General features: G+C 59.7%; 9 protein-coding genes, 4 tRNA genes and 1 pseudogene. 7 read left to right on the forward strand and 7 right to left on the reverse strand.

Translation table 11 applies throughout. The features are described from left to right. Positions 1 to 150: 150 nt before the first annotated feature. A pseudogene (locus tag AACY44_RS27590) lies at positions 151 to 1,191 on the forward strand (HAMP domain-containing protein); the annotation flags it as partial. 18 nt (positions 1,192 to 1,209) lie between these two features. Beyond that, entirely contained in the window at positions 1,210 to 2,052 is an 843-nt protein-coding gene (locus AACY44_RS27595; protein ID WP_370468012.1) for a methyl-accepting chemotaxis protein, read from the forward strand. Between the two features lie 36 nt (positions 2,053 to 2,088). Here AACY44_RS27595 and AACY44_RS01875 read toward each other — a convergent pair whose 3' ends face one another. After that, positions 2,089 to 2,901 carry an alpha/beta fold hydrolase gene (locus AACY44_RS01875; protein ID WP_339414648.1) on the reverse strand — a complete coding sequence of 271 codons (813 nt, stop codon included), beginning with the start codon at positions 2,899 to 2,901 and terminating at the stop codon, positions 2,089 to 2,091. A 117-nt stretch (positions 2,902 to 3,018) separates the two neighbouring features. After that, entirely contained in the window at positions 3,019 to 3,789 is a 771-nt protein-coding gene (locus tag AACY44_RS01880; RefSeq protein WP_339414647.1) for a hypothetical protein, read from the reverse strand. A gap of 359 nt (positions 3,790 to 4,148) precedes the next feature. Between AACY44_RS01880 and AACY44_RS01885 the strand changes: the two genes are divergently transcribed. From AACY44_RS01885 to AACY44_RS01900, 4 genes are all read left to right on the forward strand, one after another. Continuing rightward, positions 4,149 to 4,224 (forward strand) — tRNA-Glu (locus AACY44_RS01885). Positions 4,225 to 4,228: 4 nt separating this feature from the next. Further along, positions 4,229 to 4,304 (forward strand) — tRNA-Gly (locus AACY44_RS01890). A 104-nt stretch (positions 4,305 to 4,408) separates the two neighbouring features. Beyond that, positions 4,409 to 4,484: transfer RNA gene (locus AACY44_RS01895), tRNA-Glu, on the forward strand. Between the two features lie 3 nt (positions 4,485 to 4,487). Beyond that, positions 4,488 to 4,563, forward strand: a tRNA-Gly gene (locus AACY44_RS01900). Between the two features lie 54 nt (positions 4,564 to 4,617). Here the strand turns inward: AACY44_RS01900 and AACY44_RS01905 are convergent. From AACY44_RS01905 to AACY44_RS01920, 4 genes are all read right to left on the reverse strand, one after another. Then, positions 4,618 to 5,637, reverse strand: a complete 1,020-nt coding sequence (locus AACY44_RS01905; protein ID WP_339436685.1) for an NAD(P)/FAD-dependent oxidoreductase — start codon at positions 5,635 to 5,637, stop codon at positions 4,618 to 4,620. Further along, on the reverse strand, positions 5,624 to 7,792 hold the full coding sequence (locus tag AACY44_RS01910) for a hypothetical protein (protein ID WP_339414646.1): 2,169 nt from the start codon (positions 7,790 to 7,792) through the stop codon (positions 5,624 to 5,626). The genes AACY44_RS01905 and AACY44_RS01910 overlap by 14 nt, the downstream gene beginning before the upstream one ends. 117 nt (positions 7,793 to 7,909) lie before the next feature. Next, a complete protein-coding gene (locus AACY44_RS01915; protein ID WP_339414645.1) occupies positions 7,910 to 9,649 on the reverse strand; it encodes a dipeptidase in 1,740 nt (579 codons plus the stop codon). Between the two features lie 227 nt (positions 9,650 to 9,876). Beyond that, complete coding sequence (locus AACY44_RS01920; RefSeq protein ID WP_339529705.1) at positions 9,877 to 10,503, reverse strand: alanyl-tRNA editing protein; 627 nt, start codon at positions 10,501 to 10,503, stop codon at positions 9,877 to 9,879. An 89-nt stretch (positions 10,504 to 10,592) separates the two neighbouring features. Between AACY44_RS01920 and AACY44_RS01925 the strand changes: the two genes are divergently transcribed. Further along, on the forward strand, positions 10,593 to 11,525 hold the full coding sequence (locus AACY44_RS01925; RefSeq protein WP_339427799.1) for a LysR family transcriptional regulator: 933 nt from the start codon (positions 10,593 to 10,595) through the stop codon (positions 11,523 to 11,525). Positions 11,526 to 11,616: 91 nt separating this feature from the next. Here the strand turns inward: AACY44_RS01925 and AACY44_RS01930 are convergent, their stop codons facing one another. Next, positions 11,617 to 12,024, reverse strand: coding sequence for a PA2817 family protein (locus tag AACY44_RS01930; RefSeq protein WP_339414642.1), 408 nt, complete (start codon positions 12,022 to 12,024; stop codon positions 11,617 to 11,619). Positions 12,025 to 12,032: the final 8 nt, after the last annotated feature.

Raw genomic sequence — 12,032 nt, forward strand, 5'->3', positions numbered from 1 at the left:
TGTGTTCAATGCCTTGTGGTTGCGAATCTCGCCTGAGTTAACCGGGCTTTATGGCATCTGCCATTGCAAGAGGATTCAAGTGCAATGATTTCGGTCGTGCAACGACATTTCGCCAACCTCGGTATGGCAAAGAAACTGGGCTTGGGCTTCATGCTGGTATTGCTGCTGACCGCGTTGGTCGCGGCCATCGGCGTGTGGTCCCTGCAATCCGTTGGACAGCGTTTCGAAGGCCTCAAGGCCATGTCTTCGCTCAACAGCGGCCTGCTCAAGGTGCGCCTGATCGAGCAGGACTACGCATTGCATGCCGACCCCAAGGCCGTCGATGCCCTGCATGAAAGTGTCGATACCCTGGCAGCGCTCGCGGCCAGCCTCAAGGCTCAATCGCCCGCCAACGTGCCGGTGATGAACGATGTCGAGCAAGCCTTGGCGGAATACCGCAAGGCATTCGATGAGTTTGTCGAATTGACCCAGACCAAGGACCTGGCCCTTGAAATGGCCAGTTGGTCGGTGTCCAGCGTGGCGAACAACCTAGACGTCTTGCAGGCCGGGCTGGCAGATGACGGTGCCTATGGCCTGAAGGAAAGCCAGGGCAAGGAGGGCGCTGAGTTTATCGAGCAGGCGGGACAGATCAGCCAAGTCTCACGCTTGATGTTGCAAGCCATGAACGAAGCCCATGTGCGTCTGGATCAGAGCCGCAAAGTGAGCGGGGAGGGCACTGAGCAGGGCAAGATCGAGCAGGCCGACCAGGCCCTGGCCCAGGTCGAGCAACTGAAGACCTCGGTCAAGGACTCGGGCTACCAGACCGTGCTCAACGAAGTCTCCGGGCATATTGCCGCGTTCAGTGAAAAGCTCGGCGAATACACCGGCCTGCTGGCGCAGGAGAAAGTGGTCTACAAACAGTTGCATGATCGGGCGGAGCAAGTGGTCAGCCGGGTCAACCAGGCTTACAGCGCCGAAGATCAGTCGATGCAGGCGCAGTTAAAGAAAAGCGCAGGGCTGATCATCGGTTCTTCGGCCCTGGCACTGCTGGTAGGGTTGATTGCGGCGTGGGTGATAACCCGATTGATCGTCGCGCCGCTGCGCAGTGTGATCGCCGTGGCCCAGCAGATCGCCGCCGGCGACTTGAGCGGGCGCATGGACGTCAGTCGTCGCGATGAAATCGGCCAGTTGATGCAGGCGATGCAGCAGATGGGCAGTGGCTTGAGCCAAATGGTCAGCGGCCTGCAAGCCGGTATCGAACAACTGGCCAGCTCGGCGCATTCATTGTCCAGCGTCACCGAGCAGACCAATATCGAAGTCAGCAGCCAAAAAGAAGAAACCGAACAGGTTGCCACGGCGATGAACCAGATGACCGCCACCGTTCACGACGTGGCGCGCAATGCCGAAGAGGCCGCGCAAGCCGCGCAGACGGCGGATGACAAAGTCGACAGTGGCCAACGGGTGGTGCGCCAAAGCCTGCAGCGCATCGAATTACTGGCCACCTCCAGCACCAGTGCCAGCACCAGCATCGAGAGCCTGAGCGCAGAGATCCAGCATATCGGCACCGTGTTGAGCGTCATCAAAAGCGTGGCTGAACAGACCAACCTGCTGGCCCTTAACGCCGCCATCGAAGCCGCCCGCGCGGGCGAACAGGGGCGGGGTTTTGCGGTGGTCGCCGATGAGGTGCGCGCGTTGGCCCTGCGCACCCAGCAATCCACGGAAGAAATCGAGCGGTTGGTCAGTACCTTGCGCAGTGCGGCGCAGTCGTCCGTGCAGCAGATCCAGCAAAGCGGCGAGCTGGTGAAGCTGGCAGTGAGCGATGCGCTGGAAACCGAAAGCGCCCTGGGCAGCATCGCGGCGGCGGTGTCGTTGATCCAGCAGATGAACCAGCAGATTGCCGCTGCGGCCGAGGAACAAAGCTCGGTGGCCGAAGAGATCAACCGCAGCGTCACCAGTATCCGTGCCAGTGCGGATCAGTCGGCGCTGAGCATGCAGGGCAACGCTGCGTCGAGTATTCAACTGGCGCAGTTGGGGGCGGAGCTCAAGGGCATGGTGGGGCATTTTCGCCTGTGATCGCAGCGTGTTGGCTGCGATCACTGGGGAGGGCGGTCAGGCGTGGTTGGCCAGGAAGGTCAGCAGCGCTTCGTTGACGAAGTCCGGATGTTCCCTCGCACTGATATGGCCGGCCTGCGGAATCAGGATCAGGCTGCAGCCGATCAGACCGGCCATCTCCTCGGACTCGGCGGGAGGGCGCGGTTTGTCCTGTTCGCCACACATTACCAAGGTAGTGTTGGCATCCAAGCGTGGCAACTGCGCCAGCACATCCTCGCGACTGAAGATCAACCGGCCCAGGGGCACGATGCTGCGCAGCAGGCGCTCTTTGGAGTAACCCTGCAATTGCTTGCGCAAATCCTGGTACAGCGCTGATTCGCGATCGATGCCTGGGCGGAAGAAGATCGGAGTAATAACATCCAGCAAAGGTTCAGGGATGGCGCCGGCGTCTTCGATCATCTTGAACAGCGAGAAATAGTACTGGCGCGTGGCCTCGGGCTCGGCGCCGAGGTAGGTGTCCATCAGCACCAGGCTGTTGACCCGCTCGGGTGCGAGCAACGCCAGCCGCGCACCCCACATGCCACCGACTGAGAGACCCACCAGGTTGATGTGTGAAATGTCCAACTGGTCCAGCAGGGCCAGGGCCTGGCGTGCGAGGTCGTCGAGGGAATGGGTTTGCGCCGGCAGCGGGCCGGACTCGCCATGGCCCCACAGCTCGGGCACGATCACGCGGTACTGTTGCGACAGGGCTTCGACCTGCGGCGACCACATGTCGCGGTCCCACAGGTAGCTTGAGCCCAGCAGGACGACGGGGCCGCAGCCCTGGTCGACGTAGTGCAGCGGTTGTCCATCAATGACGGCGACAGGCATAGCAGGCCTCTGACTTCACGGAGTGAGGGGCACTTTTTTACGCTAGTCGAGGGGCGGCGGATAGATGCAAAGTGATGGCATGTGGCGAACAGAGTTCGCCACATGGAGAGGGGCCAATCAGTCGTAAATGGCTTTTTTCTTCCATTCCGCGTCGGCGTCGACCACTTTGAGGCCTTCGGTCAATTCGTTGACCTCGTCTTGGGCAGGCTTGCTGTTGGTCAGTACCGTGGAGTTGGCGCGGACCAGTTGGGCTTCCAGTTGTTGCAGCTGTGCGCTGTAGATCCCCGGCTCCGGTTGTTTGCGCAGGTACTGCACGCCACGTTCGAATGCCAGGCGCGCCTGGCCCGGCTGGCTTTGCTGCAAAGCGTGCTGGCCGAGGTTGTTGAAGAACTCGATATGCAGCAACACCAGGATATGGCGGATTTCCTTGATCCAGTGCTTGGCCTCGTTGGACGACAGGAAGCCGTCCTGAGCAGCGCGGGTGACCTGGCCGTGGAGGGCTTCAAGCAGGAAACGCACGTCCTTGGCCTTGGCTTCGGTCTGGATCGGCGCGGGCGGGTTGCTCACCGGGATCGATTCACCCTGGGCCACCAGCGCATTCAGCTCGGCGATGCGGGCCTTGATCGGTGCGCTGGTCTTGTTGAGGTTCAACAGCCGCTGGTTAACGTTGAGCTCCAGTCGTGTCAGCAACAGTTTGAGCGCCGGGGTCATCAACTGGCCAGGAAAGGTCTCGGTGATTTCACCGCAGCGGCGCAGCCGATCATTGAGTTCGATTTCGGTACGTTTCTTTTCCAGCTTGTTGTTTTCCACCACGTGGTTCATATAGCCAATGGCAATCAGTATGGCGATAACGGCTATTACCAACAGGGTGATCATGAGTGGTGTCACCGGTGTGACCTCTTTATAGGGTTTACAGTGGAGTGTAGTGACTGGGCGTTCCGGCGGATAGAACTGATCGACCAGTTGCCCAGGTAGTTTGCTTCTATATAGATAGGCGTTCCCTGCATGAATGCACATTGCCATCATTTTCCGGAGTGAACTATAGCGTCTTGTCGGGCGCCAGAATATAGGCGCCAAAGCCCGAACGGGCATAACGTTCGCACAAGCCCGTAAAGCAGGGCGAAGTCATTGATTTAAATAAATTTATCCTTGGGGGTTGACGACCTTTCAATCCATCCATAGAATGCGCGCCACTTACAGCGTAAAGCGCACAGCGAAACGCGGTTGGGAGTGAATGTTGTACGTGTGTCCCCTTCGTCTAGTGGCCTAGGACACCGCCCTTTCACGGCGGTAACAGGGGTTCGAGTCCCCTAGGGGACGCCAATATGCGGGAATAGCTCAGTTGGTAGAGCACGACCTTGCCAAGGTCGGGGTCGCGAGTTCGAGTCTCGTTTCCCGCTCCAAATTTAAGCAGTGTTGCTCTTGGGCGACACTGAGTGAAACCAGGGCATGATCTTCGGATCTAATCTCTGGGCACTGAAATACACACCATGTATTTCAGTAGCGTGTCCCCTTCGTCTAGTGGCCTAGGACACCGCCCTTTCACGGCGGTAACAGGGGTTCGAGTCCCCTAGGGGACGCCATTTGCGGGAATAGCTCAGTTGGTAGAGCACGACCTTGCCAAGGTCGGGGTCGCGAGTTCGAGTCTCGTTTCCCGCTCCATATTCAACGAAAACGCCGATCAGAGATGATCGGCGTTTTTGTGTGTGTCGATTTTTATTCCTGAGTGTGCAGCCACGCCGGTGGGTGGGGGTGGGCTTGATAAAAGCCGCGCAGCGCCGTCACATCACGTTTGAAGCCTTCCCGTACCCAGGCGTGATAGGCCGCTTGAATAATCGATTCCCCCGCCGGCCAGGACAGGCAATCAACAATCGCCGAGGCAGCCTGCATGCCTGAGATCAATGCCTTGATTACGCCATGGGAGGCACAAGGGTCGAGGGTTGCGGCGGCATCGCCGACTAAAAAGTAGCCAGGCCCCGTGGTGTGCTGAGCGCACCGCCACGTCACGTCGGCGCCTCGCGTCACGTCGGTCGCTGTTTGTTGGTCCAGTGCTTTAGGGATCGCCCTGCAGGTGTCCGCAGCGTAAAACGACAGCTGCGTCCAATGCACGCAGGTGCTGCTGATTCGAGCAAGCCAGTGCCAGCCCTGGCGGTTGGCAAACAGTCCCAGTGCTGTATCCGGAAGGCGGTGGTCCTCGCAGTAGCCATACCTTGCAATCAGCCGAGGTGAAAGGCGCAGGCAGGGTATCTGCAATTGACGTTGCAGCCAGCCATGCCGACCGGTGGCGTCCAACACGTAGCGCGCGGTCCATTGGGTAGCCCCGACCTGAACGCCCGATACCCGACCGTGCTGTTGCAACACCTGGCTGACGCACTTCGGTTGGCTAACCTGCACGCCCAGCGTGCGGGCCTGTTGGAGCAATTGCTGATCGAGCAGGGCGCGCGGGATCTGAAAACCCCGCCAGGCCTCACCGCCAAACCCATGGAAGCGCGGTGGGCCATCCCAATGCACCCAGTGCCCGGCGTGTCTCAGGTATGCCGGATCGGTCAGTAGTGCGTTGCCGCCGAGTTGCCGCAGCAAGGGTTCAACCCCTGGATGCAAAGTCTCCCCGGGTCGGTGTCGAGGGAAATGGCTTCTTTCTACTAAGCCAACCCGCAAACCGCGTTGTGCGCAATGAATCGCCGCGGCACATCCCGCCGGGCCCGCTCCCATGACCACCACGTCAACGTCGTTCATCAACTTTGCGCCAGGGCCCACCGTCCTGGCGGACAAGCAGCGCGTCCTGGCCCATATACAGTTGCACCTGTTGCTCGATCTGCACATGGCGAAGCTTGAAGTTGTCCGTCGGTGTGGTGATCCCCCCGCGCTTGTACAGCCAGTAGTGCTGCACATCGCCCTCCAGCCGATGATTGGCTTGCTGTTGCGCCGCCTCGAAGGCGTCATCCGGCAGTTCTACCCGATAAAACGACAGCAGGGGCCAGAGTTTTCGCTGTTCTTTGTCTGATCCTGCGCCGACTGCCTTGTACGCGCGCCGCATGCCCAGCACACGCTGATGGTACTGCTCGGTGCTGGTCTGCCCGGTCATCGCCAGCGACAACTGGCCGGCCAGTGCGGCTCTTGTGTAATCGCTGTACTCATAGGCCTCGTACTGGACCACCGAGCGTCCTTCAACTTCAATCAGTGCCGGTCCGCTGCGGCCATCCCAGCCCGGGCTGCCGCGCTGGCCTGTTTCGCTGTCTGTCAGCGGGATGACCGTGGCCGACACACTGCGCGGTTCGAACGTGCGGGTCGAGTCCGGCGCGACACCTGGCCAGTAGGAGCCCAGCGCGGCACAGATACGTGCGTCCTCGGTAAATGGGCTGGCCAGTTGATAGCCGCAAAGCACATTGGTAAACGGCGCATCCACCAAGCCGCGGCCGACTTCCCAGCCGGGTCCAAACACACCGTTGGCGAAATCCGGCAGCCAGGATTGTCGCTGGGCACCCGCCACCGACGTGCTCGCGTTGGGCGTTGTCGAGGGCTGGGGATGGGAGATAATCGCCGTGACGCCGCGATCTTCCGGGGAGAAGTGATTACCCGTCAGGGACTGATTGATATAGAAGCGCACGTCGCACAGCGGATTGACCCGTGTATGCCACACCTCCGGGCAAGGTGGCGCCGGGCAGGGGAACACCTCGGGGTCGCTGGACCACGCCTTGAGTTCTCGTTGTCCGCACAGTGGGAAAAAGTCCGGGGCACCAATGATGGAATAGGCGGCAATGCTTTCCAGCATCAACTGCGGGCAGTTCGCCCGCACCCAGCCGTCCGCCATGGCGTCTTGATAGTGCAGGGCGCGATAGCCGCCGGCCTTGACGATTGCATCGACGTTTTCCAACTCATTGAGGTCTTCGACCGAGCCGTCGTCGCGCACGCGATGCCGTCCATGGATCAGGCCACCCGAGTCCGACGGCATCATGAACGACAGCGGGCTGCCCTGATAATAAGCCAGCTCCACCAGGGTCTTTTTAGCGTCGGGCACCAGCAGTCCCGGCGCGAACGTATCGACATCCGCCCAATGGCAGAGTCCTTGGGTAATCACGAAAGGCGGGTTGAGAATGTCAGGTTCCTGCCAGCCGGTACCGTGAAAGCGCCGGTGGATCTGCCCGATCTTTTCGTTGATCTGGTGGCTTTCCAGTTGCACCCTCAGGTCCATCCCCGCCAGGCATTCATCTCCATCGAAAAGTTTGTGCAGGGGCACCCAGAACTCAAGGTCCGAGTCGATGGGCTGGGCGTTCATCGGGCCAAATTGTTCTGGCTGGCCAATGTGTTTTGCCGCGATAAAGGCGCCGTAGCGCGCCGGTATAACGCGCATTTGACTGGGCTGGCCCTCAACGAATGGCAAGAACCCTCGCCGTTGCGGGTCATATAGCGCGGCGGCTGTGCCCACGCGGGCCACGCCGGTGCGGGAAAAACACAAGTCGGCCTGGCGGCGATGCACGGTTTCAGGCTGTGTCCGGTATTCGTAGGCAAACACCGCGATCGCCAGTTGCTGATCACCGAATGACGCCAAGCTGGGGGGCGCTGCGCCGTAGACGTAATTGAGGATCTGCTCGATTTCAGCCGCTGTCGGAAATTCGGTCAGTGCTTCACCGCGGATATCGGTGCTCACGTTGGGCGATGCGAATGCATGAAACAGCAGGCTGTCAGCCGGTCGCCCCGGTTCGATACCACGCATAGCGCTGACAGAGAAGTCTTCGAAACCCGCCAATGTGCGGTTGATCTGCAGAGGTTGGGCAAGTTCTTCGCGCAGCGTGCCCGAAGTGATATCCAGGCCATGGAGCAGCAACAGGTCGCGCCACCCAAAGGGAGCCAGGCGTGTACAGGCACGTTCGACAGCGTTGAGCAGAGACATCCCGATTCCTCCGACAGAGTCAGAGGGCAGGGTACGCAAGAGGATTCAGCGTGGTAACTGACCGAATGGCTAGGTCGGCGCCAAAAGGACCCGCCAGGCTGGCGGGTCCGGGGAGGGTCAGAGCTTCGGCAACTGCCCGATACGGCCCATCATTTCTGTGACAATCTGCAAGTCCAGCAAGAACTGGTCGACGGTCTTGAACTCGTTGTCGGTGTGCCCGGTGTACTTTACTTCCGGCCGCGCCAGGCCGAATTGCACGCCGTTCGGCAGTTCGTGCACGGACGTTGCGCCGGCCGAGGTGCCGAACTTGTGCTCCATGCCGAGGTTTTCGCTGGCCACTGCCAAGAGTGCTTTCACCCATTCACCTTCCGGGTTGCGGAACATCGGTTCGGCCACCGAGTAGGTAAAGTCCACGTTAACCTTGGTTTTCTTGTCCCAGGCGCTCAACTTTTCGGCGATTTGTGCCTTGAGTTTCTCCGGGGATTTGCCCTTCGGCACACGCAGGTTCACCGCCAGTTTGAAGGCTTTGTCATCCAGGCCAACAAAGGTCAGCGAGGTGGTCAGCGGTCCCATGAATTCGTCAGAGAAGCCCACGCCCAGCTTGCCGCCGAGGTAGTCCAGGCCCCAGTTGTCAGACGCATAACGTGCGGCATCGGTAATCTGGTTGTGCTTGAGTGCGATTTTGCCGTCGATGCTGTGGATCAGTTCCAGCATGCGCGATACCGGGTTGATGCCGGACTCCGGCTCGGACGAGTGAGCCGAAACACCAGTGACCGTCAGCTTGACGTCTTTACCGTCGACCTTGGTGGCGACCTCGAAATCACCGCCGTTACGCTTGGCATATTCAGTGCCGGCCTTTTGCAGGCTGGCGGCCAATTCGGCAGGTTTGTCGCTGAGAAACGTTGCAACCGAAGCCGACGGGATCTGGTTAGTCGCCATGCCGCCGGTCATCGAGATGATTTCCGCGCCTTTGCCTTCAGGCTTGCGACGCGGGAAGGTTGCCATCACCGTGCCGTAGCCTTTCTCGGCAATTACCACTGGGTAGCCGCCATCCAGCGCGAGGTTGTATTGCGGCGTCGGGTTCTTTTCAAAGTAATACGGAATTGCGTCGCCGGAGGTTTCTTCGGTGGTGTCCACCAGCAGCTTGAAGTTACGCGCCAGCGCCAGCTTCTCTTCCTTGATGACCTTCATGGCATACAGGGCTACCACAATGGCGTTTTTGTCATCCTCGGTGCCACGGCCGTACATGCGGTCGCCGATCAGCGTGACCTTGAACGGATCTAGCTTGGTGCCGTCTTTCAGCACCCAGTTTTCCGGCGTTACCGGTACCACATCGGCATGGGCGTGGATGCCGACCACCTCATCGCCGCTGCCTTCCAGAGAAATTTCGTACACACGATTGTCGATATTGCGGAAATTCAGGTTGAAGGCCTTGGCGAGGTCTTGGATCTTGCCGGCGATCTTGATGAATTCCGGATTTTTATACTGCGGTAGACCGTCCACATTGAAGGTCGGAATTTCCACTAGCTCACGCAGGGTTTCGGTGGCGGCCTTGCCATACTTCACCCGCGTATAGATGCCCAGCAGCCGATTGATTTCGTTCTGCTGGTCGGCGCTCAGGGTTTTGTTGTCGAGAAAGGCACTGATCGCCGGGCCCACATCGCTGGTCTTGCCAAGGTCGCCGTTGGCCAGGGTACCGAGGAAACCACGAAAATCACTGACGGAGGTTTCGCTGAAACTCTTGAGAATCGCCGTGCTTTGGTCGGGGGTGATAGTGGCGAAAGCTGGGCCAGAGATGGCCGATAGGCTCGCCGCGAACAGGGTGGCAGCCGCCAGTTGCTTGAGTGGAAAGTGCATGGAGGGACGCATTCCTTTGCTGGTAGTCAGTAGAAGATTTCTGATCGAATTGTCAGAAATATTTCCACACACTACCACCTCCTTTTTCCATGGGCGAGGGGGTCGAACGGACCTGTAGAAGCAGGCTTGCCGGCAATGGTCGTCAACGACGACGCGAATTGACCGGCTAACCGGCGTGCCTAGGCTATTTGCAGTTGCACGCGCACTTGCGGAATATAGGCGTCTTCTCAGTTGATTTCGTAGCGAACGCAGAGCGCGCCCTTTTTCTCCGACACGGCCAGGATGGTCACCTGGCCCAACTCGCTCAATGTCTGCACATGAGTACCGCCGCAGGCATACGCGGGTAATTCGCCGAAGCCGACTTCGCGAGTGCCGTCTTTGAGGCTCATATGGCGTGGGGAGTCCGCAGCGATCCATTGGTTGACCTGCTGTTGAATCGCCGCGGCCTCCATGACCTGCGCAGTTTCACCACGGATAAAGGTGATCTTGCCTTCGCCTGGCCAGTGATGGGCCTTGATCGGCATCCAACCCAAGGTCTCGCCCACGTTGCCGATCAAGTGCCCGGCGGAATGCAGCCGGGTGTGCAGCGCGCGGCGTTGTTCATCGACCCGCGCGGTGATCGGGCCCGGTTCCAGTGGCCGGTCGACGTAGTGCACTACGCGATCGGCTTCCTGGGTGACGCGCAGTACAGTGCTGTCACCGAGCCAGCCGGTATCGAAGGGTTGTCCGCCGCCCTGGGGGTGAAAAATGGTCGAGTGCAGGATGACTGCAAACTGGTCCTCGTGCGGGGTGCAACCCAGTACTTCAAGCTCGGCAGTCAGGTGGTCGTGGGTGAAAAACAGGCGCTCGGTCATTATCTACATCCGTATCAGGGTTCTACCGACAGTATAAATAGTGCGCAAATGGGTGATAATCCGCCGAATCGTCAATGGACCTGTGCACCATGAGCATCAATCTACCTTTGCCGCTGCTGGGCGAAATGGCGATTTTCGTCAATGTGGTGGAGGCCGGCAGCTTCTCCGAAGCCGCCCGGCAGATGGGCGCTTCACCCTCCTCGGTGAGCCGCAGCATCTCGCGCCTGGAGAGAGCCCTGGCGACTCGGTTGCTGCAACGTACCACACGCAAATTGCGCTTGAGCGAGGGTGGCGAAGAGGTGTTCAGGCGCTGCCAGGAAATGGTCAGCGCGGCGCGTTCGGTGATGGAGATCAGCGGCCAGTTCACCCATGAAGCCGAAGGGCTGGTGCGGGTCAGCGTGCCCAAGGCGGTGGGGCGGTTTGTGGTGCACCCGCACATGCCGGAGTTCCTGCGGCGTTATCCCAAGGTAGATGTGCAGTTGATCCTCGAGGACCGGCCGGTGGACCTGATTGATGACAATATCGACTTGAGTATTCGCATCACCGACAGCCCACCGCCGGGGTTGGTGGGCCGGCAGTTACTGCCTATCGAGCATTTGTTGTGCGCGACACCGCAGTACCTGGACGATCACGGTACGCCGGGCCATCCTCATGATTTGCTGGAGCACAGTTGCATCTATCTGGGGGAAACGCCGGGGGATTCTCGCTGGAGATTCCGCCAGGCCGGCAAGGCAGTGACGGTTCCCGTGCGCGGGCGTTATGCGGCGAACCATACCGGTGTGCGCTTGGATGCGGTGTTGCAGCATGTAGGGATTGGCAGCTTGCCGTATTTCACGGCGCGCCATGCCTTGGAAGAGGGGCGGTTGGTGCATGTGTTGGCGGGGTGGGACTTTATTGCGTCCTATCATGGCGAGGCGTGGTTGCTGCATTCACCCACGCGGTATCTGCCGCCGAAGTTGCGGGTGTTTATCGATTATCTGGTGGAGTGTATGGCAAAGGAGCCGACACTGCGTCGTCGGTAGATGTGGTAGCTGGCTAGCCTGCGATGGCATCACCTCGGCTCAACTGCAGACCGAGTTGCCTGCATCGCAGGCAAGCCAGCTCCCACAGGAATCAGTGCTTGCTCTGGTCTTGCGGCATGGCCAGCAGCTGTTTTTCCCGGTTCCAGTCGAACGGCTCGTCGTTTTGTTCGGCTTCGAAGCGACGTTCTTCCAGGGCCTGGTACAGGTCCAGTTCTTCGTCTGGCATAAAGTGCAGGCAGTCACCGCCAAAGAACCACAGCAGGTCGCGCGGCACCAAGTGGGCAATTTGTGGGTAGCGCAGGATGACTTGGCTCATCAGGTCCTGGCCCAGGTACTGGCTTTCGATCGGATCAATCGGCAGCTGGGCGCGCAATTCGTCAAAACGCTCCAGAAAAAGCGTATGGCTTTCCTCGGGCACCTGCTCGGCTTCGCCGACGGCAACCAGGATGCTGCGCAAGTGGTCGAGCAAGACGAGATGATCGGCAACGATGTTGGACACGAGATAAG

It is taken from the genome of Pseudomonas sp. RA_15y_Pfl1_P11 (assembly GCF_963970975.1).
GTDB lineage: Bacteria > Pseudomonadota > Gammaproteobacteria > Pseudomonadales > Pseudomonadaceae > Aquipseudomonas > Aquipseudomonas tritici.